The organism is Scytonema sp. UIC 10036, assembly GCF_009725235.1.
Genome location: NZ_WJFC01000022.1, coordinates 64565 through 89843 on the forward strand (window position 1 = coordinate 64565; position 25279 = coordinate 89843).

Below are 25279 nucleotides of genomic sequence, written 5' to 3' on the forward strand. Positions count from 1 at the left end.
TCTGAGTTGGTTAGCCCTCTATTATTTTGCCCAGATGCCAGCAATAAATCCACAAATGCTACAAAACCTCTCACAAACCTCACAAAACAAATCCTCCCCTGTTTTATTAGGGAAGGATTTTTGCTGATGGTCTACATCAAGTGGTGACAAAAATGTCACTAGTGCCAATTGTTGGTTTATTTGATAGCGTCGCTACCTGTACCGCCCCAAATCCCGTCTGGTTACCATCGGCATCAAAGAACAGAGCGCCTGTAGTGGTGTTGTAGATAAATCGCTGACTAGAGTTAGTTGCTGCCACTGCACCGCTACCGATGAGAAATTGGCTTGAGGTAATGGTAGCACCGAAAGTTAACCCACCACCGAAACCAGCAGCAGAAACACGGAGTGTATCATCAACTGCCGAGAAGTCGGTAATACTATCAACTCCAGTGTTTGGATTGTTGAGAACGAAGAAATCAACTCCAGTACTACCCGTGAGTACATCATTGCCAAAACCGCCAATGAGGGTGTCATTGCCCGATCCCCCAATCAAGGTGTCATCTCCTGTACCACCATCAAGCAAGTCATTACCAACACCTCCAGTCAGGTTGTCATTGCCGTCATGACCGAAGAGGTTGTTACTGACACTGTTTGCCGTAATCGTGTTATTGAGAGCATTACCGATCCCGTCAATGGTACTATTACCCGTTAGGGTCAAATTCTCCAAATTATCCCCCAGAGTCCAACTTATAGAGGAATTGACGGTATCTGTACCAGCATTAGCAGCTTCAGTAATACTGTCACTAGCACTGTCAACGTAGTAAGTGTCATCTCCATCGCCACCAGAGAGAACATCGTTACCCGTGCTACCATCGAGGGTATCGTTACCCGCACCGCCAATGAGGGTGTCATTACCCGCACCACCATTTAAGGTGTTATTTTGGGCATTTCCAGTGATGACGTTGTTGAGTGAGTTACCAGTACCGCTGATAGCGCCACCAGTTAGTGTCAAGTTCTCTACGTAGGTAAGCCCAGCTATAGAGAAGCTCACAGAAGCCTCGATGGTATCAGTACCGCTACTAGCATTCTCAATGATAATATCGCTTGTAGTATCAACAACATAAATGTCATCGCCAGTGCCACCATCCATTGTGTCATTGCCAGTGCCACCAATGAGAGTGTCGTTACCAGCACCACCAATGAGAGTGTCGTTAAGAGCGCCACCATCTAAGGTATTGTCGAGGGCGTTTCCTGTCATGCGGTTGTTGAGGGAGTTGCCCGTACCACTGATAGCATTACCAGTTAGTGTCAGGTCTTCGATGTTAGTGAGCGCGGCGATTGAAAAGTCAATAGTAGCTTCGACAGTATCGGTACCTTCTGAAGCATTTTCAGTTATGGTGTCGTTGAGTGAATCAATAATGTAAGTATCGTTACTTACGCCACCGATGAGAGTATCGTTACCAGCACCACCATTTAAGATGTCATCACCGCCACCACCATTTAAGGTATTGTTCTGGGCGTTGCCAGTCATGCGGTTGTTGAGGGAGTTGCCCGTACCGTTAGTGGCATTACCAGTCAGTGTCAGGTTTTCTACATAAGTAAACCCGGCGATTGAAAAGTCAATGGCAGCTTCGACAGTATCGGTGCCTTCTGACGAATATTCAGTTATGGTGTCGTTAAGTGAATCAATAATGTAAGTATCGTTACCTACACCCCCGATGAGAGTATCGTTACCAGCACCACCATTTAAGATGTCATCACCGCCACCACCATTCAGGGTATTGTTGAGGGAATTTCCAGTGATGACGTTGTTAAGTGAGTTACCAGTAGCGCTAGTGGCACTACCAGTTAGTATCAGGTTTTCTACATAAGTAAACCCGGCGATTGAGAAGCTAACAGAAGCCTCGACTGTATCAAGACCGCTGCTAGCATTCTCAACAATGGTATCAATGGTGTTGTCAACGATGTAAGTATCATCACCAATGCCACCTTCCATTCTGTCATTGCCTGTACCGCCATCAAGGATGTCATTACCAGTAGCGCCAATGAGGGTATCACTGCCAACACCTCCATTCAAGGTGTTGTCGAGGGCGTTTCCAGTGATGACGTTGTTTAAGGAGTTGCCAGTAGCGCTAGTGGCATTACCAGCCAGTGTTAGGTTTTCTATATTCAATAGTCCAGCGATTGAGAAGTCAATAGAAGCAATAACTGTATCAGTACCGCTACTAGCATTCTCAATAATGGTATCGGTGGTGTTGTCAACAATGTAAGTATCATCACCGCTACCACCGTCCATCGTGTCATTGCCAGTACCACCATCCAACGTGTCATTGCCCGTACCGCCAATGAGGGTGTCTTTGCCCGCATCACCAATTAAGGTGTCATTGCCGCTATCGCCATTCAAGGTATTGTCGAGGGCATTCCCTGTCATGCGGTTGTTCAAAGAATTCCCCGTACCGCCGATGGCACTACCAGTTAGTGTGAGATTTTCGATGTTGGCTAACCCAGCAATTGAGAAGTCAATCGAAGCAATAACTGTATCAGTACCGCTATTAGAAAACTCAATGATGGTATCAGTGGTGCTATCAACGATGTAAGTATCATCACCAGTGCCACCTTCCATTCTGTCGTTGCCTGTACCACCATCAAGGGTATCATTACCAGTACCGCCAATGAGAGTATCGTTACCGTCATTGCCAAACAGGTTGTTTCCGTAGTTGTTGCTCCTAATTGTGTTGTTGAGAGCATTACCCACACCAGCGATGGTGCTTGTACCCGTTAAGGTTAAGTTTTCTAAATGAGAACCAAGCGTCCAACTGACTGACGAACTAACGGTATCTGTACCAGCATTCGCTGCTTCCAAAATGCTGTCGGAAATACTGTCAACAGAGTAGTAGTCATCCCCATCATCACCCGCGAGGACATCGTTACCCGTGCTCCCATCAAGGCTATCATTCCCTGACCCACCGTTGAGCGTATCATTCCCCGCATCACCCCTGAGGTAATCATTGCCACTGCCACCATTGAGCGTGTCATTGCCAGCGTTGCCATAGAGATAATCGTGGTCTGACCCGCCATCCAAAATATCATTTCCATCACCGCCATTCAGGCTATCGCTGCCTTCCCCACCATCAAGAGTGTCATCCCCAGCCTCTCCATAGAGGTTATCGTAACCAAGACCACCAGACAATATATTGTTAGCAGCATTACCCGTGATTGTGTTGTTGAGTTGATTGCCCGTGCCATTAATGGAGTTGGAACCATAAAGCGTCAACTTCTCTAGATTTTCTCCAAGTGTCCAGCTAATAGATGACCAAACGCTATCTGTCCCAGCGTTTAACTCTTCGATGATAGTGTCTGCCGTGCTGTCAACATAATAACTATCGTTACCATTACCCCCAACTAAGGTATCGTTTCCTTCCTCGCCAGCAAGAGTATCGTTGCCCGCACCGCCAATTATGGTGTCATTGCCTTGTAAGCCATTGAGGGAATCATCACCTTCTCCCCCATCCAAAACGTTATCGAGTGCATTTCCCTCAAAATAGTTGTTTTGGGAGTTGCCAGTACCGTTGATGGCATTAAGAGTTAGTGTCAACCATTCTATGTTGGCAAAGGAAGCTATTGAGTAGTCAACAGAAGCTTGCACCCAATCGCTAGTACCTTCAAGAGCATTTTCAACAATGGTGTCGTTGGGAGAATCAACAATGTAAATGTCATCGCCTGTCCCCCCAATGAGAGTATCGTTACCCGTGCTGCCATCCAAAAAGTCGTTGCCAGCATCACCAATTAAAGTATTGTCAAGAGAGTTTCCGAAGATCCTGTTATTGAGAGAGTTGCCAGTACCGTTGATAGCGTTCAGAGTGAGTGTTAAGTGCTCTATATTAGCAAGCCCAGCGATTGAGTAGTCAATCGAAGCGTCAATCCTGTCATAACCTTCGTTCGCATTCTCAACAACGGTATCATTGAGCGAATCAACAATGTAAATGTCATCACCAGTACCGCCAATCAAGGTATCGTTACCCGCACCGCCAATTAAAGTGTCATAGCCAGCGCCACCACTCAAGACGTTGTCTAGATCGTTCCCTGTGATGCGGTTGCTCTGGTAGTTACCAGTCCCGTTAATGGCATTAAGAGTTAGTGTCAAATGTTCTACATTGGTCAGCCCAGCGATTGAGTAGTCAATCGCCGCCTTAATTGTATCGGTTCCTTCATTAATATTCTCAGTAATGGTGTCGTTAACTGAATCAACAATGTAAGTATCATTGCCACTACCACCAAGCATTCTGTCATCACCAGTACCGCCATCAAGAGTGTCATTACCTGTATAACCATACAGATAATCGTTGCCGACACCGCCAATTAAGGTGTCATCCCCTTCATAGCCATCAAGGGTATCGTCGCCTTCTCCCCCATCCAGAACGTTGTTGAGTGCATTTCCACCAAGATAGTTGCCGACTGAGTTGCCAGTACCTCTGATAGCATTACCAATTAGTATCAAATTTTCTACATTGGCAAATCCAGCTATTGAGTAGTCAACAGAAACTTCGACTGTATCATAACCTTCTGCCGCATTTTCAACAATGATGTCGTTAGGCGAATCAACAATGTAAGTGTCATGACCATAACCACCGGACATTATGTCATCACCTTCCCCACCATCCAAGGTATCATCGCTGTAACCGATACCACCACTCAAGATGTTATTCTGAGCGTTTCCTGTGATGCGGTTGCTCAGGTTGTTACCAGTACCACTGATGGCGTTACCAGTTAGGATCAGATTTTCTATACTCATCCCATCTATCGAGAAGTCAACAGAAGCTTGGACTGTATCAGCACCGCCACCCGCATTCTCAATAACGGTATCGGCGACGCTATCAACAATATAGGTGTCATTGCCGCTGCCACCGTCCATGGAGTCATTGCCAATACCACCATCCAACGTGTCATTGCCCGTACCACCAATGAGGGTGTCATTACCCGCACCGCCAATTAAGGTGTCCGAGCCTTCTCTACCATCTAAGGTGTCATTCCCATACGCGCCAACCAAGGTATCGTTGTTGGGAGTACCGATGAGGTTAAGCGGAGTGTCATTGTCTTTAATTATGAAGGTAGCAGTGCTTTGAGTCCCAATTGTCGCACCTAGAGTCGGGCTGCTTAAGGTGAGGTCGATCGCCTCATCACTTTCAGAGACCGTATCGTTAACAATTGGGATGACAACAGTCTTAGTTGTTTCTCCGTCAGCAAAGTTTACAACTATAGATGTACTGTCGTAATCAGTCGGGGAAGTGGCAGTACCATTACTGAGTGTAATAGTGGCACTGACTGCTCCAGAGCTTCTGCCAGTACGGATGACTGTGACAGCAGCCTCTTGTGTGCCGTCTTCGATGGCGCTAAATGTTGCAGCACTAAAAGCTAGCTGCACATCATCATCTACAATGGTGACGGTAGCGCTGTTTTGACCGCCAATGGTCGCACCGCCCGTGGGGTTGCCCAGAACTAAGTTTAGCTTCTGTGCGCTTTCAATTAACGTATCATTGACGATGGGGATGAGCACTGTTTTGCTTGTTTCTCCCGGCTCAAAGGTGACAACAATGGGAGTGCTGTTGTAGTCGGTTGGAGAGATAGCGGTATCATCACTCAGGGTAACAGTGGCGCTAATTGAACCAGTCGTGCCATCGGTACGGATGATGGTCACTGCATGAATCGGTGTGCCATCTTCGCTAATACTGAACTCACCAGCACCGAATGCCAGCGTACCAGGGTTACCACCAGCAATGGTCGTAGATGCTTGAGGACTCTTCGGAGCATCTTCAGTATTGCCCGCGTTGTCACGGGCACGGCTGTAGAAGGCGTAGCTGTGACCAGCAATGCCTGTGAATGCGGCTTTGGTGAGAGTGGTGTTTTCCAGCCAAGGAACAAATGCTCCGCCATTGTCTGAGACGTAGATAGTAAAACCAGCCAAAGCTGACCCACCCGTATTGTCACTACCAGACCAACTGACTGAGAAACTGGTGTCGTTAGTCGCACTTGGCAATGCACTAACAGTGCTTGTAGGTTTACTCTTGTCAATGGTGTTGAAAATTGCTGGTGTATCGATGGGTTCGTTAATATCGAAGATAATGCGTGCTTGGGCGTCAATAACTGCACCGTTCTCAACACTCGATTTGGGTTTTACGGAGTAGCTGACAAAGCCGTCCCCTTCAGGTTTGGTGATGTTGGGTGGCAAGAAACCTTGCAAGGGATTGGTTGGCTCTACTCCAGTGGTTGGGTCTATGGATGTCAGTTCCCAGAAGGCTTGACCTGTAGCAATATCAATACCCGCGACTACATCTACGTAGATTCCTTTAGTAGCAGTTAAGTCCAGGCGGGTTTGATAGAAAGCTCGGTTGTCTGGTACGTCAATAAATGTGTCGCCAAAGCCGAAGTCACCCACGCGGAAGGTACGGAAGTCGAGGTCGCTGTCAAGTTGTTGGGTAATGCGTACAACTTGGGCAGGCGCAGTCGCAAAAACTGGGTCGTTTTCAAAGCGGATAGTGTAATTTAAGGGATCAGATGTTACCCAATGTTCTGCACCAAACCCTTGAGGACCAAGGATGTCGTTGGGGTCGCGGGAAACAACAACATTGGTAACACTGTTTCCCGGGTCGAATGGATTGAAGGGATTTAGTGGATTTCCTGGTTGGTTTGAATTGTTTGGTGAATTGTAAGATGTTGGCGGTAGAGGTGGCTTCTTAGGTGGATAATCATCAGGGATACTGACGGAGCCTGAAGTTATTTCATCAATCTGAAAACTAAAAGTGAAAGGTTGACCATAACCATATTGTTGAGTTAGCCACAGATACTCAAAAACTACAGGGTCAATACCACTTCCTCTCCACAAAGAATTTCTTGCATTATCACGGTCATCATTTTGCCAAGAGTATGAATCAACTCCGTAGACAGAGACATCAGCTTGGTAGTTTCTTCTGTTAGAAGATTCTGTAATTTGAATTGAATTAACAACAGCATAAAGTCCTTCTGTTTTGGAATTTTCATTTTTCTGATAACTGACTTGACCCAGAGTTAAAAGTACATCAGTATCTTGAAAAAAATCACTTGGTTCATTTGAACTATAATATATACCCCGAAGAGGAATAATAGGAGCTTTATTAGGGTTCTTGTCAAAATCGAAAGTGTGGCTATTTTTACCCGTTGGTACTTGAATATTTATTATTGTTGGTCCATAAGAGCTTCCTTCAGGTATCGTAAGGAAGAAACCACGCTTAACAGCTGAATCTAATTGTTTCTTCAAAAAATCAATCTCTGATTTATACTCTTGGCTTTCAGAGATGTCCTTCACAATGTTATTGGGGATTCTTGCTGAATCAACATTGGGGACAACTATTCCCAGTGCGGAATCATCATCTATATGCACGTGACCTGTAGGGTTAGGAGCAAAGGGATAGGTGGGATTAAATGTCTTCCACACTGCTCCATAGTTTTTACCAACTTCAATAACTTTGTTAATGAACCAAAAAGGAGCTTTGGGATTTGTCGCGGATATAGCTTGCTTTACACTTTCCTCGTAGGAGTTCACTAGGTTTTCAGGTGTGGAACCGAGTTCACCTACAAAATGCCTTAAAGCAGCACCAGCAGTTGGTGCAGGTGGTCGCTTAATCAATCCAAAAGGTTCACCTAGTATCGGTATTGTTGTATTTCCACCATTCTCAAATTGATCTGCAGTTGCTAATATTTTTTGCTCTACCCGTTGCATTAAAGTATCAAAAGCACCAGGGTAAGAAGAAAGTAAAGCTAGTAAATCTGCAATGCTGTCTAAACCAAAATCTATCTGCAGCGCTGCTCGCTGCGCTAAAGTATCAGAAGCAGCAGGATATGGTTCAAGTAAAGCAAGCAAACCTCTGATGGTGTTTTTATCAACATCAACAGATTTTGCAATGGATAATGCATGGGAACTTATATCTACCGCTGGATTTACTCCCGTTAAATCATCTAATACATCTGCTAATGTGGGATTTCCAATATCATTTAAAGAAATAGTGAAATCAAATGATGAATTCGGAGCAGGTCCTGTTCGTCCAATAGGTTCAACACCGCCTGGTACTTTTATTCCTACTGCGGCATCTTCTGGGTAGCCAAATACTTGAGCTATAGCCTCCACTACTTCAAATATTTGACCTTGAGGAAAGTAAGCTGTCTGAGCTAGATTGGTTGATAAATCTTCATTCAAAAACTGAGAGCTTGACTCAAGACTAAATGACTGAACATTATTGTTGACTTCTGAAAAACCATTTTCGATTGCAATAGTATTTTTCAACTGAACACTACTGCTAGTATCCAATATACTGTTTTCAATTAAAGGTGTTGCATAGTCATTAGAATCAGTCCTACCCCAAGCATCTAGAGCAACATCAGTCCACAGTTCAGTAGCAGAGTGAGTGTAGTCGCCAATCTCAGCTAACTCCGTAGCACGCTCAGCTAAACCCTTTTCAAAACTAGTCCAAGAATTACCAAACTGATTGCGTAAAGCCCCCGCCGCATCTGCCCACGGCTTGGTTGAAACATCACCGCCCAGGTACTCGATAAAGTCGTTGTAGTTGATTGGGGAGCCATCGTCTATCATCTGGCGAGCACTAATATTGATTGGTCCGGTAGTCGAAGGCGCTGTCCCCCGGAGGCGAATGATACCCGTTTCACCAGGACGAAGAACACCAGCTGGTCCTTCATTGCTAGTCCCGAGCAATGCCATTGAACCAAATTGGGCAAACTCATCTCCATCTTGAATATTTTCTAAGCGAATGTCGGAACTGGCATTCAAAACAATTACGGGTGCCGTAACATCATGAGTACCGCGATTGGCGTAGGAAACAATGATGTCGAAGCTTTGTCCGGGAGATACAGCAGGTGTCGAAGTCACTGAAATCAGGACATTATCTTGACGGGCATCAACTACAGAAAACCTATCTTCCAAAATATCTGAGATGATGGGCGCAATTTCTCCATTAGCAGTTTGACTGTATGAGGGCTGTGTCAGCTTCAGGTCATAAGTTCCTACAGCAGCATTTCTCAGGTCAAAAGTCGCGAATACCTCAGTAGAATCTTCAAACCAAATATTCTCAGCAACAATTGACTTACCAGTGCTATCAGTCAACTCTGCTGTCATGAACGAATTAAACTTGGCACCATCAATCTCCAGAGTCATCTTACCACCGCGATCGCCTACTGTTTGACCGATGGATGTGATACCAAAGTCAATCGTCTTAGCCTCAATCGTGTAGTTATTTCCCAATCCAGAAACGGTAGTATTCTCATCTATAACTAGACGAGGAATCCACTCTGGAGCTTTGATGGCACGGGCAAGAACATAGTAAGTGCCAGCTTCGGTAAAGGGTACGACAATTTGCTGGTCGGCAGAGACATTCTCAAATCCATAGTCAAACTCTGTTTGGGAAGGCATTTCACCGTAGCGAATGTAGAGTTCGTTAAACGCATTATCCGCAACAGAATCAAAGGTGACTTGTAGCGTCTCTCCCAGGGCGACATCAATCTTATAGTAGACAGATTGTCCTTGGAAGAGCGTTCCAGTTTTTGAGACATCCAATTGCAGTGACTCGACATCAATTGATACTTTGTCTAAAGAACCACCAATGTTGTTATTTTCATCGTTTTCTACAATGGCGTTGCGAATATCGCTCTTGACAATAACGTGATAGTCGCCCCTGACTACACCGGGTAAGGGAGCTGTTATACTATTGTCGTAATAGCTGTAGTCATTGCCTGGAGCAGCTACGTAGCTTACTGGTGCTTGGCTACGTCCAAAGAAAGTATCATTTATATCCCACTTATCATCAGCAGAAAGGTAGATTGAGTCATACCAAATACCTTGAGCCGCATTTGGTCCTGTGTTGTTAATTCGGTAACTGATGGTGGCATCAAGCCCTGGAACGGCATTGACAGGGACAGTGATAGTACCGACACTCAAGTCAGCAGGGTTCGGCAAACTCACCTGTACGGAGTTCCGGTCATAGTTCAAATTGTTGCCCACCGTGTTGCCTTCTCCACCGCGTTCGTATACCTCATTGCCACCATCAGTGACAACAAAGACGTAGAATGGACCAGACAACCCAGAGGGGATTTTGAACAGTTGGTTTTGTTGCGTGTACGTCTCTCCAGCTGCTAAACCGCCAACACGGTATCGGTAGTCGAGGTAGATATCGCTACTGCGGTCAAAATTTTGGTCGCGAGAGAGGTAGATGGCATCGTACCAACGCTTGTAGCCAGTAGCAGCACCATCGTTGCGGACAGTCCAAGTGAGATTAAATAGCTGACTGCTAATAGCATCAATGGGTGCATCAACACTTTCCACCACCAAGTTAGGAACTTCACCTAGGGTAATAGCAGTGGTGTTGCTGGTTGCTTTGTCGTTGTTATTTTCTAAAGAACCTTCCAAAACCCGGTCATTATACTCGCTATTGGCACTGTTATCTGTGCGGACAATGACGTGATAATTACCCTTAAGGTCTATTGGCAGGTTAAAGGTACCAGAACCGTCATAAGAGCCGAATTGGTCTAGAGCACCAGAATGGAAAACTTGTCCCAAGTAAATGTCTTGTTGAGAGTTGAGTTGAGTGTCGGTAGAAAGGTAAACGCTGTCGTACCAGGAGTAGGCATTGGTGCGACCAGTTCCGAAGTTTTTCACCGTCCAATTAACAGCGAGCTTGTCTGTTGATGATACAGAAGGTGTCGCATTAACTCCAGTCACTTGCAAATCGGGAGTGTCTCGATTGACGGTAATTAATTGGGATTTATAGTTATTGCCAAGAGCATTTGCTTCATAGACCTGAGCGTTAGCATCAGTCACAACAAACAAATGGTACTGACCTGACAAGGTGAAGGGAATGGTAACCAGTTCGTTGCGTTCGGAGAAATCCCCAGGGTTCAACAAACCACTTCGGTAAGTACCGTCTATCAAACTTAATGTATCGCTGTGGTAGAAAGAACCTAAAACAACGTCATCGTCGTTGCCTAAATTTGTATCACCAGACGCAATTATGCTGTCAGTCCAAGCCCTGACAGCAGTGTCACCAGTTCCAGTGTTAGCAACAGTCCATTTGATACGGCTCGCAATGCCTGCCTCAAGAGTTGTGGGAACATCGATCGCCGAAACTACCAAATCTGCCGGACGCGATGAAACTGTAACAACTCCGACATTATTACCAACATTGTTGTAATTATTAACATTATTGTCATTATTCAGTTCAAAAACGTCATTGCGCTGGTCAGTAACAACAAAGACGTGGAAAGTACCACTCAGCCCATCAGGTAGAGTGAAGGTCACAGAACGGTCATCGGGTATACCGGCGTCTAAATAGCCATACTGCGTAACTTCACCCAACAATCTATCCGTGTTGAGGTTGAAATTAGCATCCTGGGATAGATAGAAAGCATCAACCCAGGAATAGTTAGGAGTTGCGGTTGAGCCATAGTTGGTAACGCGGTAATCGATGGTCAGGGCATGGCTAGCCAAAGCTTGAGTTGGAACGTCTACCAACTCGACTTCCAAGTCTGGCGGTGGTGTGAGGTTAACAATAGTAGGTGTAGGTTGGGCAACAATGTTATTGGCGTCGCCCGCAAATTCCAAAACCTGATTGCCAGCATCAGTTCTAACAATGAAGTAGAAATTTCCACTCACTCCTATTGGCAAAGTGACATCCAAACTGGTGGTGTAGCTGCTAGTAGCTCCATTAGTGCTGTTAGCATCATAAACATCAAGGTCGCCGTAGTGGTAACGAGAACCCAGGAAGTACTCCTCATCGCCATTGCCTGGGTAGGGGTCAGCTGACATATAAACTTCGTCATACCAGCTGTGCTGAGAGGTTTTGCCAGAACCATTATTGACAACAGTCCAATTCAGGGTCATCCTCTGACCTGAGAACACTGGGGAATGTTCGTTGACAGTCAACTGCAAGTCTGGCGGTGGAGTCAGTTCAATGTTGGTGGGTGATTCTGTGCTCCGAAAATTGTCATCCTCCTTTTGATATTCGTAGACATTATCGTAGTAATCAGTTTTAACAACAAAGTAGTAGTTGTTGCCCTCAATGTTATCAGGCAAGGTAACCTCTAAACTATTGTTATAGCTGTGTATGCCGCTACCATATTTATCCAAGTAGCTAAAGTTAGAAGTTTGACCCAGGTATGTTTCTTGACCGTTTAAAGACAGGAAAACGGCGTCGTACCAAATTGGAGCGCTAGTTGAGCCAGTTCCTGTGTTTTCTACTACCCAATCAAGTGTGATTTTCTGACCGGAGAAAGCTGAATCGGTTCGAGCAGTAACGCTGGATACTTTCAGGTTCGGAAAATCGCTCTTGCTAATATCGATAGGATTGGAGGAAATAAGAGTATTGTTGCTCTCTTGACCGTGTTCGTAGACATCGCCACCAGCATCCGTCTTAACAACTACCCAACGCTCGCCTTCTAGATCGATAGGCAAGTCAATGAACTGTCTGCGCTCAATTGGCTTGCCTGCTTGAATTGTTCCTTCAAAGGAAAAAGATGCATAAAAATCGTCGTTTCCGACACTTCCGTCTTTCGACAGATAAACGTTATCGTGCCATACTCCAGTGGCATCTTTATCCCCTCCATTGTATATTGTCCATACAATTTCCAGTTTTTGTCCGGATAGTCCCTCAAACGGAGTCACAACACTAGTGACCTGCAAATCGGGTATGGTCGGTAATGTCAGGTTAATAGGTTGGCTGAATTTGGTGTTGTTGTTTTCATTAAATTCCACTTGATTGTATGAAGTATCTGTCTCCACCCAAATATAGTAAGTCCCGTTGGAGAACTGCGGATTTAATGGTAAAGGTACGGTAACTGTTTTGGAATAAGAAGTACCAGAATTTAACGGTGTATCTCTCTCTACCGATACAGGTGTCAACTCAATTCTAGGGCTGTCAAGCGTTGATCCTTTGCAAAGCCAAATCCGATCTGTCCACCTCGAAGCAACAGTTGATGAACCAGGATCGCCAGCATTGCTGACAAAGTAAGTAACATTAATGGTTTGACCAAATTGGGCAGAGGTTGATGGAACAGCAGTTACCGATTCAACCACAAGGTCTGGCGCAGCTATAAAAATCGGTACTGGTTTTACATTGTTGGTTTCCAATAGACCTTTGGCTTCATTCGTTTCTCCTTGGTCTTGATTTGCGTCTGTTACAAACAGTAAGTACTGATTTCCTCTGATGTCGTTACTATAGTTAGGTATGGTAATCAGTTTGTCGCTGATAGTGTAGCTTGCATAAGCAGCTAGAGGTGTTTGAGCGTCAATGTATTCACTGTATAAAAGCGTGTCTCCATTGAGCTTGTCGTCACTTGAAATATATACGCGGTCATACCAATTAGCTTTAGCATCTCCATCACTTATATTTTTTACAGTCCAAAAAACTGGTATTTCCTGACCCCAACTAGCTGTCCAAGTGGTTGTACCTGGATTTGGTCTTCCAGCCTCTTTTACCGTTAAATCCGGTGCTTTGATTTCAATGGGAACTGCGTATGTATTGTTAGATTTATCATTTTCACCTTGGTCACCAGTTGCATTTGTAATAAACAACAGATACCTCGGCCCGGTCATAGTAGTGGGTATGAGGAGCTCTTTGTTTGCAATGGTGTAGTTACCACCAGGAGTTTGCTTAGAAATTTTTTCAGAGTCTACAAATGTGTCTGTCTCATCAAGGGTGGTGTCACTGGAAATATATACGCGATCGTACCAATCAGCATTAGCAGGGCTATTATTACTCTGATTCTTAACAGTCCAACTAACCGAAATTGTCTCACCTAAAACGGCTGTATCTGGAGCTATGGGAGCAGATGCAAAAGATAAGTCTGGAGTGCTGATTTGAATGGGTACAGGATAAACATTGTTATATTCGTTGGTTTCGGATTGCTTTGTTTCCCAATAGTAACTATAGTATTCATAACTTTTATTATACCCATCAGTCACAAACAGTAGGTACTGAGGTCCTTCGGCTGTAGTTGGGATAGTAATAAATTTGTTTTGGATCTCGTAACTTTCCCCAGCAGCTAGCGGTGTTTGAGCAGTAATACTCTCACTAGTTAAAAGTGTATCTTGCCAGTATTCATAAGTATCATTGCTAGATAAATAGACGTAATCAGTCCAATCAGTAAAAGCTGTACCATTTCCTTGGTTTTTAACAGTCCAGGAGACTAAAAAACTCTGACCCGGAATGGCTGTGTCCAAGGCTTGGACTTCTGAAACTTTCAAATCTGGTGCTTTAATCTCTATCGGTACTGCAACGTAGTTATTGGCTTCATTAGTTTCACCTTGGTAATTATAGGACCCATCTGCCACAAACAGTAAATGCCCACTTCCATGAAACCACCCATTTGGTATGGTAATATCTATAGTATTTTCGTAGCTAGCACCAGGTGCTAAGGGTGTTTGAAGATCGATATACTTACTGCCTATAGCAGTGTCATAGCCTAATTCATCGTCACTAGAAAGCAATACACGGTCGTACCACTTGGCTGGAGCGGCAGCCTCACCCTGGTTAATAACACTCCAAGACACTGAGATAGTCTCGCCCCAAGAAGCTTCAACCGGAGCTTGAGGAGCTTGGACGGTTGAAATTTGCAGATCTGGTGCTTTAATCTCTATCGGTACTGCGAAAACATTATTGGTTTCATTGGTATCGGCTTGGAAGTCACTTTTGTTTGTGATAAAGAGCAGGTATCGATCGCCAAGTTCTGTAATTGGAATAGTAATATTTTGTTTGTTGATAGTGTAACTAGCATTACCAGCTAACGGGTTATCAAAACCATAAGTAAAATTTTCAGTTACGTATGTATCGTTGTTATCAAACCGAGTGTCACTGGAAATATACACATAATCGTACCAACTTGCTGGGGCTGAAACATTACTCTGGTTGGTGACAGTCCAAGACAAAGAAATTTTTTCACCCAATATAACGCTATCTATACCTATGGGTGATGAAATAACCAAATCTGGAGCTTCGATTTCAATCGGTACAGCAAGGACGTTGTTAGATTCGTTAACTTCTCCTTGGTAATTACCACGGTAAATGCCATAGTAGTCATTATAGTACCCATCTGTTACAAACAGTAGATACTTTTGCCCTGGTGTTACCTTTGGTATACGAATATTTCCGGTAAGTTCGTAGCTACTATTAACAGCTAGTGGTGTGTCGGCGGAATGCCATTGGTTAAATAATTGAATATCGCTTGGATCGAGGGTAGTATTATCAGAGATAAAAATATTGTCTTCCCAGTAAGATGAAGTCAAACCACTTCCTTGGTTTTTCACACCCCAAGATACTGCGATCTCCTGACCTGTTATAGCAGTATTTGGAGCATTAGGATTTAAAACTACCAAGTCAGGAGGCACATTATTATTAACCCCAGTGTCAAAGTTGATAACCTGGCTTTTTTCTTCCTCAGTCATTCCCGCTAAAGCATTCATACCCAAAAGCGCAAGCTGATCTCCTTTTGCTAAGGCAGTCGCGACATCGGAATTGCGAGCAATAAAGTGCATGACAATCTGAGTTTCACCAGGAGCTAAATCCAGCTTATACGTAAAATCTGCTCCTGAGGAAGTGTAAACCTTGAAAGGTCGATAACCACCCGAACCGGCGATGACTTGAAGCATATCGAAGGTATTGTTAAGCGAACCTTCTTGATAGATGCCATCGACTACAAGCCAGTTATCATCAAGCGTGAGAATATCGTCACCACTAGAGGTATTGACAACATTTGATTGCAAGTAAGGCAAATCATTGTCAACCGTAAAATCGTAAGTCCATCGTTGTGAATACGTATTTGTGACGATATCTAAAATCCGAACAAAGCCAGAATTTTCTGAAATGTAGATTTTTCGGGATACTGAAATTGGCAAATCACCACCGTATCCGCTGCCAACATATCTAGGAGCTATGACGACTTCACGACCATTATCTTCTGTATAAGCATCGGCGCTATGATAACCGTAATAATCATTACTCAATTTTCCATAAGATAGAAAATATTGCTCGCCTGTATCTGAGTTGGTTGCTATACGACCGTATTCCAATTCTCCGTCTGCTGTGATTTCCCAGGGAAAAGCATCTCCATCAATCAAACTAAAGGGTAGGTTAATGGGATTGTTATTACTCATAAGAATGCTCCTGAATTTAAAAATCTGTTGTTATTGAAGTGAATAAAGCTGTAATCCTGTCCAAAAATTAGTAAAAATTTCTGCTAGTAGCTGCGGTGTTAAGTTTATAGCCTGCTGCTCGATGAGAAATACAATCAGGACTTTAGTCAATGTTTTTAATAAAGCCTTTGATTTTTCTGATGGAATTTTGTGTGATTTTTATATTTTCTTTATAGCTCGGAAAGTTGATATGAATTGAATCCCGGAAAACTATCAGCTATTTTCGCAGAAACTCAAATCCCAAAGTTTCTGTCGGCAGCCAACAAAATATTAGCCCAAAATCTAGGCTGGAATTAATTGCTACATAGCGAAGATTTCCGTAGATAAGTACAGCTAATGGTTTTTCACAAGCTCCAGATTTTTGGCGACACCATACTCTAGCTTCAGGGCGTGAAACGTTTACTAAATTGTTGTTACAGATAGAGATTTGAGTTTCAAGTGATAGATGCTTGAAACTCAAACACGTTCAAGAACCGCAATAGATTCACTTGCTCAAGCTATGGACGTTTTTTGGAAAATGACCAGCCCACTTATTGCTTATGGCTTCTTTGAAAGTAGTTTTTGGAATTTTTCAGTCATAACTATACGCTATTAAGCTGAGGCTCAGGCACTCATCGCAAATAAGCTTGGAACCACAGCAGAATTTTCAGATGCTCTAGCAAGAAACTTTGTGTTGATAATATCTTGGTAAGTTGACAAATCGGTTTGCCAATTATCAATGGCTTGATGGAGATGGCTGAGGCGTTCTGGTGCAGTTCCGCCAGCAATTTCATACCTGAAACTACTGCTGAACATCACAATTGGGGTCGTTGTTTCGTCTGGAAAACGCAGCGCTGCTTCAGTGATACTTAGATACAACGGACAGCGATCTAGGGAGTAAGCTAAATTAAGCGTCGCTCGCATCGGCGCGTTACCAACTTCTTGCCAAGTACCGGGTGACAGCAAAGTCTGTGCCATGTACTTGCTCGCCGCATCTTGTTCTCGTTCGAAAGCAACGTAACCGCGATGATTAATGCTGACCGCCTGATATTCAACATTGGACAGGGTTTCTACATATTTTTTAGCAACGCTCGGGCAAGAGATTTCTGCTGCTGCTTTTCCTGCAATAGTTTCTATGATTAGGACGCGATTTGGCTCAGACACAACACCAACGCCTGATGTGAACATGACTTGAGAAACACTATTGCTGCAAATAGGGGGACGCGCCGCCTGCCATTCTTTTGGAACAGCACCAATATATTTAAGCAAATCTTCTGTAAGAGTGGCGGGATTATTCTCTTTGATAGCAAAGATAATCGTAGATTCTTGATTAACTAAAGTTTGGCTCATTGAATTTATTTCTCTTTTCATCCTAAAATTTCAGCATTTTTGTCTTGAACGGCACACAAATCTACACCAGATAGCTTTGGGGTCTATCTGGTTTCTTAGTTCCCAATTTCTAGAGCGTTTGTACAGTCATCTCATGCCACCCAGTTTCTTTAAGTAATGGGAACGAAAATTCGGTCTTAGCAGGGACAGAAACTGAGTTTTTTCTGCTCAATATTGAATAATGAACAGACGCTCTAGCAATTGAATCCAAACAATGAGTATTTCGGCGCGGTTACGGTTAACCGACTCATCAAATACTTTGAGCCGATTCAATTCTTATTCCTATTATTAAATGTCTCAATGGATAATAACAGCGAAATTTTACTGACAAGTGTCCGGATGAGAAAAATTCAGTAGAAAGGCTGAAGTTGTTGCTTTTGTTTTTAAATTCTTCTCACAAATGTTTGGGCATTTTGTAAGAAAAGTGTAAAGTTCGAGGTAGCTAACAGTTCTGCTTTTCTCTTGAGTCATGCGTTGACGAGCAATAAGCCTTGTGCTTACAAAGTGTTCTATCTGTGGTAAACTTTGGGGAAACTGTTGTTCTCAATCGGTTTTTTGGATGCCTTGAGATTAACATAATTGTGCTTTGATTGTGTCAGTACATAATTTTGAGTCAGAACACTCCTGCCCTACCCAACTAACCAACACAATTCAATCAACTTTTTGACATCTACCTTACACACAGCTGCACGATTTTTAGGTGTACTGAATCCGCTTTTGCTATATTTTTGTAGAAAATGCTACAGAAAAACTCTGAAACACTACCCAAAAAGGTTGTCCATAAAGCCAGAGTCCACCAGCCCAGGAATCAAACTAGAATCATCTTCAGCAGAAGAAAACGCTTCAGACACTTCCTCAAATGACGGTGGCGTACTGCCATTACCCCCAATCCCATCAACAACGGTAGGATTCGACAAGGGTTGAGGTACATACGCATACACTCGAGCATCCAAGCCCAACTCAACAGCCATAATGCCAAAGTGGTTCTCTGCCATGCGCCTTGCAATCAGGTAAGCTTCTCGTACCTGCTTTTGGGTATGTCCGCTCTTGTGTAAAGCGAGTGGCAGCAAACACATCACTAGCAACTCCCGTATAAGTGTTGACCTCTCATCAGAGGGGAAATCATTGTAGTAATCCGCAACAATCGCCAGTGAGGTGCCTTCATCAGGAGTGAAGCGAGGTAGGGACAAGCTTTTACGTACCCTCTTGCTGTTGGGCATTTTGTACCACCTCCTTCACCGTCTCCTTAAGCTGATCCATCATCCCAAAGGCATCAAGCAGTCGAAATGACAGCAGTTGGTTGCATCGAGAGTTATACCCAAACTGAAATATGCCTTCTATCTGGGTTTGGACATCGCTCAACCACACCAAATCGGAATGAGCTGAGAAATTCCGACCCTGGTATTGTTGGGGGCGTTCTCCTTCTCTACGATTGGGAGCGTTATAAGCTTTGCTTGCTTCACAGTTGAAATATTCTTCCAATTCTGGCTCTAGGAATACCGCCGCACCCCCACCCACAATCACTTCATCAGGTAGAAAGGGGATTTTAGAATCGAGCCACTTGCACACTCTGAACCAATAGTCAGGCGTTGCATCAATAATCGCTCTTGCAATGTCCTTGGCCTCACTTGCTCGCAGTTGTTCGTCACGAGCGGTTGCCAGCGATTTGATTGCTTCTAGATTCTCCCATTCCGGATGTTTGGTACGATTCTCCCTGTATATTTTGTGTCGAGAGCTGCATAACCCTGAAAAAATCGCCCTTGCCAATTGCTCTCGCTCTAGACCCGATACACGAGAACAAACGTCATCCAAAAAGTTGCTAAATCCCAACAGAGGGCTATCCCCAACTTTGCGTATACCTTTTTCAAAATAAAGGCAAGTCGTGTTCCGATGCCCAAACATGAGAAGCAATACAGTAGACTCCTGAAACCAAGACTTACCTTGCTGCTTAATCCGAATTGCCAGCAATCCCGCCCCCTCCGGTCGGCACAAAAAAGTCTTTAGGGCAATATCCCACGCCACTCCTCGGAATTTGAAACTTTTGAGCATCAATTCCAACTGCTTGCGGAAACGCTCGTTGTCGTTGTACTCGTTCCACGGCAAGAGTATCGCCAAATGCAAGATTATCTTGGGGGAAGAGGATTTGCGCTTCTTAGCGCCTACTTGATGCTTCTCCAGAATTATGCCAATAATCGCCAGTGTCTTGTACAGCGCATTCTCGTACTTGCGCTCCTTAATCCTATCTTGTGCTGCAAACTCAAGAGCAAAATCCCCCACCACATAGATACTGCCCTTCCATTCCAACCAAGCGTCATCCTCTGGCAATGGGTCTCCCCTCCAAACTTGCAGGTCTTTGTAGCGCTTGAAATCTTCAAGGTTAACTTCCTCCAACCCAGGTGGCAGCATCATGTATTGAAGCTGACTCCCCCCAAATTGATAAATCACCTTACTACCAGACCCACCAAAATCGATTGACAAATTGAGAGTTAAGGACGCGGCCATAGGCTGACTGACAAAAATGATTGCTCAACTTCCCCAATAAAACCACGTATCCTCTGAATCCGTCATCGCTAAAAACACCAGTATTTTCCCACCTATAGCAATCCCCCTTCAGCTGGCACAGCTTTCACGCCAAAAGTGTGACAGAACTGTGCCTAACCCTAGAGTCAGCTAGGAAAACTTGAGTCTCCAAATTGTGCCAAGCCTGTGCCACTGCACAACCCAAAGTTCAGCCGCCAAATCATCCCAAACCCTCACCACACAACACTTTCCGCCAGCGTGTCTATTCCCAAGCGTGGGCTACCCCAAAGGGGTTTCGGGTAGGGCAGTCAATATTTGACGTACTCACTACGGCTTTTTGCCCCAGAGGGGTGGCTACGCCATGCCTCGCTGTCGCGAGTCACAAAAAGCCTACGTTCGCCCGGAGGGGCTACTACCGCCAGCGTGTCGCGTGTGGTGTCAGGAGTTGTTGTGGTTCAGCAGCGCCTAACATCATCATTTATAAGAGTATAGTGCGGTGCCACGCTCACTTGCCCACACGAAAGATATCAACCGAAACTGGGAATACTCTTGAGTAGGGAACACAGACTTTGACCGAACAATGGCTTATGCGATCGCACGGCTGGCTAAACTCAAAAAGCACAATCTAGCAGGCAGTGCTTCTCATACTGCCAGAACACGACCCACGCCCAATGCCGACCTCACCAAACAAAACATTAGGTTTATTGGCAGTACTGACCCAAACGAGAAATTCGAAGACCTCGTACAAGCCAAAATCAATTCCTACACCCAGAAGCGCAAGATACGTCCCGATGCTGTGTACTGTGTAGAACTTTTGTTGACTGCATCCCCCAGCTACTTTAGACCAGATGCCCCCACTAACGGTGGGTATTATGAAGAGGACAAACTCAAGGATTGGTTTGATGCTGCCCAAAATTGGCTCAATGATGAGTATGGCGATCGCATTGTTAGGGCAGAACTCCACCTCGATGAGATGACCCCCCACATCCACGCTTACTTTGTCCCATTGGATGACCGGGGGCAACTGCGGTGCAATCACTTCTTCGATGGCAGGCAGAAGATGCGAGCTTTTCAGGATTCCCACTACACCGCCATGCAGCACTTGGGGTTGGAGCGTGGCATCAAAGGCAGTGTCGCCAAACATCAGGATATTAAGGACTTCTACAGAATTGTTGAGGAAGGTCGAGACCTTCAATTGGGAGAACTATCAGCAGAACAACTGACAGCCAAGGCAGCTGATAGGGATAGGGCAGTCCAAAAGAAAAGCGAAATGGAGGAAACAGCCCTTCGGTTGGTGAAGGAGCAGGAACTCCTGCAACAACGGATTCAGCAGTTGTCAGCAGAAAACCAACAACTGCGTTCCTCGCAAGCGCAACTGGCTGACCAGCTGCGAGACCTTCCCTTAGAAGAAGTGGCATGGCAGTTGGGATTGACTCAGGATGCCAAAGGAGATGGTCGCTGGAAAGGTACAGGACACATCATTAATATAACGTGAGTTCGACGGAGCTAAAAACGTAGAAAGCATACTGTATAAAGTATTGAGCGTATGTACTGTATGTTGGCTCAGCTATTGTGAAGGGTGAGAGGAATTAATGCCTAACAGGGTAAGGAAAAACCGACGTTGAGGATGAGATTGTGCTTCTATCGTGTAAGACGCCCAGAAAGGGGGAAGGGAAATAACGGTGTAATACACGGTATTGGCGATCGCGCAGTTCCGTGTATTACATTGTCAAGGAATTCACTCGCTGTGGTGTTACATGAATCCAGGTGATTCCGTGTAACGCAGGTTACAGCAGCACAATTAAGTTGGCTCTACAGTGTAATACACGGTAGGGGCTTCAACATGACTGTGATTCGGTGTATTACACCGTAGAACGCGCTGATTGGTAAAGGGTAGAATGTAACTTTGGAGCAATGCGATGAGGGTTTCTATGGAGCCAATGAGTGAGCGAGGCTGTTGCCGCCGCTGCGCGATCGCTTCGGCGCAAGCTGTACCCAGCTTATCGCCACCACTTGAAAAGCCAGTCCGAAAAAATATTTCTGACATTGCGGATTACGAATTGGGCATATTTACGATCGATAGCTACCATGTATTACACGGGAACACCTGATTTCCCCGATCCCATGTAATACACGCTCCCCTCGGCTTCTTTCACCAAGTATTACACGGGTGATGTTTTAGTCGCTCCACAATTCTTTTGAAACCTTACCCTGTCAGGCATGAATTCCTCTCTCTGTTCCCAGCAGGAGCGAACGATTCGTATGTACAGAGAAATGGATAATACTTATGGCTAAGATTTATGGAGAAATAGGTAAAAAGTGACAAGAAAAAGCCAAGACTAAAAAATATCTATCAAAATCAGGTCTCGGCTATGTCTGACATTGTATCTCGTCTTGACATTACACATATCTTCTCCGACGTGGATGATTTCTGTAATCAATGGGATTCTTTGTGGCTTTCTGTGCCGCAGTTACCATCCACTAAAGGGGAACGTCGTTCTCAATCCCGGATGCACTTATCAGAGGTGATGACAATAGTCATCGCATTTCATGGTAGTGGTTATAAGACTTTTAAGGAATTTTATACATTACACGTGCTACCTGGCTGGCGCTCGGCATTTCCAAACTTGGTCAGTTATACCAGATTTGTGGAACTCATGCCTTGGTGCTTAATGCTATTGTCTTGTTTTTTACATACGCTGACGGGAGAAATTACAGGAATTAGTTTCATCGACTCGACCCCAATTGATGTTTGTCATAACTGCCGCGCGCATTCTCATCAGGTTTTTAAAGGATTAGTGACATGGGGAAAAAATTCTGTTGGCTGGCACTTTGGATTTAAACTTCATTTGATTATTAATGACCGTGGGGAACTACTTGCATTTAAGCTAACTCCCGCGAATGTTGATGATCGTCAGCCAGTTCCAGATCTAACTAAAGATTTAATTGGTAAGCTTTTTGGAGACAGAGGGTATATTTCACAAAAATTATTTGAGGAATTGTATGAGCGAGGTTTACAACTAATCACAAAGTCTAAGAAGAAAATGAAAAATCGTTTGGTCAAACTGATTGACAAAATTCTTTTACGCAAACGCGCGGTAATTGAGTCGGTTAATGACTATCTGAAAAATGTGTGTCAAATAGAACATTCCCGTCATCGGAGTCCATTTAACTTTCTGGTTAATTTAATGGCTGGTGAGCGCGGCATACTGCTATTTACCGAAAAAACCATCTATTGATATTTATCCGAAAGATTTGCCTGCACTACCTCCTGCTATTTTTTAGACCCGTCGAGATCAGATCAAATTTACCATATATTCTCAATAGTCTTCAGACATCATACTTCTTTTATAGTTCGTATGCACTATTTTTGGAGGTGTGACAATTGAGGGTGCGGAATATGGGCTAAAACATCACCCGTGTAATACTTGGTGAAAGAAGCCGAGGGGAGCGTGTATTACATGGGATCGGGGAAATCAGGTGTTCCCGTGTAATACATGGTAGCTATCGATCGTAAATATGCCCAATTCGTAATCCGCAATGTCAGAAATATTTTTTCGGACTGGCTTTTCAAGTGGTGGCGATAAGCTGGGTACAGCTTGCGCCGAAGCGATCGCGCAGCGGCGGCAACAGCCTCGCTCACTCATTGGCTCCATAGAAACCCTCATCGCATTGCTCCAAAGTTACATTCTACCCTTTACCAATCAGCGCGTTCTACGGTGTAATACACCGAATCACAGTCATGTTGAAGCCCCTACCGTGTATTACACTGTAGAGCCAACTTAATTGTGCTGCTGTAACCTGCGTTACACGGAATCACCTGGATTCATGTAACACCACAGCGAGTGAATTCCTTGACAATGTAATACACGGAACTGCGCGATCGCCAATACCGTGTATTACACCGTTATTTCCCTTCCCCCTTTCTGGGCGTCTTACACGATAGAAGCACAATCTCATCCTCAACGTCGGTTTTTCCTTACCCTGTTAGGCATTAATTCCTCTCACCCTTCACAATAGCTGAGCCAACATACAGTACATACGCTCAATACTTTATACAGTATGCTTTCTACGTTTTTAGCTCCGTCGAACTCACGTTAATATAGATGGACACTCGTGGTATGACTTTGCCCCTAGTTCCCACTCGGGGGGTGGTGGTGCGATTGACTTGGTGATGTATGTCAACAGTTGTACCTTCCGAGAAGCTCTAGCCTGGTTGAATGATAGATTTGGAGAAGGGGGTATGCTCAAAGCTGCCACTCACCATGCCAGGATACAAGCGCAACAGATTGCCCAAACAGAACCAACACCACAGTTCATACCACCCGCTGTTGATTCTAGCCAGTGGCCATCTGTTGAACGCTATCTCACCCAACAAAGGGGATTGCCAAAAGAAATGGTGCAAGCCCTCCACGGTCAGGGGTTGGTTTATGCTGACTCCAACCAAAATGCTGTATTCAGAATGCGCTCGCTCACGGGAGAAACCACCGGGGCATTCTTGCGCGGCACCAGGGGTGAAGACAACTCTTTCATGGGATACGCTCGTGGCACCAAACGAGATGCAGGTTGGTTCTATCTCAGATGGGGTGGACAGCCTGATGGTGATATCCAGCGAGTTGTGCTGACAAAATCCCCCATTGATGCACTATCACTGGTAGCGATTGAAGGAATCCCCCAACAAAGAACCATGTATCTGGTTGCTGATAGTGCCAAGAGCCTGCCTGTGGAATACTTCAGAACCATCCCAAAAGTGATAGCCGCTTTAGATAGTGATGCATCTGGGAATGAATTGGCTCAAGCGATTCGGGAGCAGCTGCCAGAAGCACAGCGGGTACGTCCTGCATTGAAGGATTGGAATGAGGAGCTGTTGGCTAGGTTGCGACAACAGCAACAGCAAAACCAGAAACAGAAGAACCGGGGAATTGAGCGATAAACAACCAACCGACACAATTAGGGTAGCTGCCGAGATACGTGCAAAAAGAGACACGTTGTAAATAAATATTGCAAACAATCCCTTGTTGATTTACTAACTTGCCCAAAAATGATATCGGGCAAATCAAATTTTTGCATGGTAAAACCAAGCTTTCACCTCTTTTTGTCCCTGACACTTGCCCAAAAATGACCCTTTTAGGGAATGTCTTCATTTAAATGGTTAAGTAATGGTTGAGGCTGAAACAACGGTAAATCAAG

Annotated in this window: 8 protein-coding genes and 1 pseudogene; 4 read left to right on the forward strand and 5 right to left on the reverse strand. The window is 44.5% G+C overall.

Annotated elements, in window-relative coordinates; genetic code table 11:
* Positions 1 to 136: 136 nt before the first annotated feature.
* The 4 genes from F7734_RS63395 to F7734_RS13025 form a co-directional block, all read right to left on the reverse strand.
* Positions 137 to 16162 carry a CARDB domain-containing protein gene (locus F7734_RS63395; protein WP_155745125.1) on the reverse strand — a complete coding sequence of 5342 codons (16026 nt, stop codon included), beginning with the start codon at positions 16160 to 16162 and terminating at the stop codon, positions 137 to 139.
* Positions 16163 to 16804: 642 nt separating this feature from the next.
* The gene (locus F7734_RS13015) at positions 16805 to 17530 is read right to left on the reverse strand and encodes a hypothetical protein (RefSeq protein WP_155745126.1); all 726 of its coding nucleotides are present in this window, start codon (positions 17528 to 17530) and stop codon (positions 16805 to 16807) included.
* Between the two features lie 800 nt (positions 17531 to 18330).
* Positions 18331 to 18789 carry a hypothetical protein gene (locus F7734_RS13020; protein WP_155745127.1) on the reverse strand — a complete coding sequence of 153 codons (459 nt, stop codon included), beginning with the start codon at positions 18787 to 18789 and terminating at the stop codon, positions 18331 to 18333.
* A complete protein-coding gene (locus F7734_RS13025) occupies positions 18764 to 20071 on the reverse strand; it encodes a ParM/StbA family protein (RefSeq protein WP_155745128.1) in 1308 nt (435 codons plus the stop codon). The genes F7734_RS13020 and F7734_RS13025 overlap by 26 nt, the downstream gene beginning before the upstream one ends.
* A 598-nt stretch (positions 20072 to 20669) precedes the next feature.
* Between F7734_RS13025 and mobV the strand changes: the two genes are divergently transcribed.
* Positions 20670 to 21584, forward strand: a complete 915-nt coding sequence (gene mobV, locus F7734_RS13030; RefSeq protein ID WP_155745129.1) for a MobV family relaxase — start codon at positions 20670 to 20672, stop codon at positions 21582 to 21584.
* A 306-nt stretch (positions 21585 to 21890) separates the two neighbouring features.
* Here mobV and F7734_RS13035 read toward each other — a convergent pair whose 3' ends face one another.
* A complete protein-coding gene (locus tag F7734_RS13035; RefSeq protein ID WP_155745130.1) occupies positions 21891 to 22136 on the reverse strand; it encodes a hypothetical protein in 246 nt (81 codons plus the stop codon).
* Between the two features lie 325 nt (positions 22137 to 22461).
* Here F7734_RS13035 and F7734_RS13040 point away from each other — a divergent pair.
* The 3 genes and pseudogenes from F7734_RS13040 to F7734_RS13050 all read left to right on the forward strand — a co-directional run bounded on the left by F7734_RS13040 (position 22462) and on the right by F7734_RS13050 (position 25022).
* Positions 22462 to 23374: pseudogene (locus tag F7734_RS13040) on the forward strand (IS982 family transposase).
* Between the two features lie 255 nt (positions 23375 to 23629).
* Complete coding sequence (locus F7734_RS13045) at positions 23630 to 23875, forward strand: hypothetical protein (RefSeq protein ID WP_155745130.1); 246 nt, start codon at positions 23630 to 23632, stop codon at positions 23873 to 23875.
* A 388-nt stretch (positions 23876 to 24263) separates the two neighbouring features.
* Positions 24264 to 25022, forward strand: a complete 759-nt coding sequence (locus tag F7734_RS13050) for a DUF3991 and TOPRIM domain-containing protein (protein ID WP_155745131.1) — start codon at positions 24264 to 24266, stop codon at positions 25020 to 25022.
* The last annotated feature ends 257 nt before the right edge of the window (positions 25023 to 25279 follow it).

What these genes read in the sequence shown, in the direction of transcription:
- F7734_RS63395 (WP_155745125.1), bottom strand. Translation starts at nt 16,162, where the DNA reads ATGAGTAATAACAATCCCATTAACCTACCCTTTAGTTTGATTGATGGA.
- F7734_RS13015 (WP_155745126.1), bottom strand. Translation starts at nt 17,530, where the DNA reads ATGAGCCAAACTTTAGTTAATCAAGAATCTACGATTATCTTTGCTATC.
- F7734_RS13020 (WP_155745127.1), bottom strand. Translation starts at nt 18,789, where the DNA reads ATGCCCAACAGCAAGAGGGTACGTAAAAGCTTGTCCCTACCTCGCTTC.
- F7734_RS13025 (WP_155745128.1), bottom strand. Translation starts at nt 20,071, where the DNA reads ATGGCCGCGTCCTTAACTCTCAATTTGTCAATCGATTTTGGTGGGTCT.
- mobV (WP_155745129.1), top strand. Translation starts at nt 20,670, where the DNA reads ATGGCTTATGCGATCGCACGGCTGGCTAAACTCAAAAAGCACAATCTA.
- F7734_RS13035 (WP_155745130.1), bottom strand. Translation starts at nt 22,136, where the DNA reads ATGTCAGAAATATTTTTTCGGACTGGCTTTTCAAGTGGTGGCGATAAG.
- F7734_RS13045 (WP_155745130.1), top strand. Translation starts at nt 23,630, where the DNA reads ATGTCAGAAATATTTTTTCGGACTGGCTTTTCAAGTGGTGGCGATAAG.
- F7734_RS13050 (WP_155745131.1), top strand. Translation starts at nt 24,264, where the DNA reads ATGTATGTCAACAGTTGTACCTTCCGAGAAGCTCTAGCCTGGTTGAAT.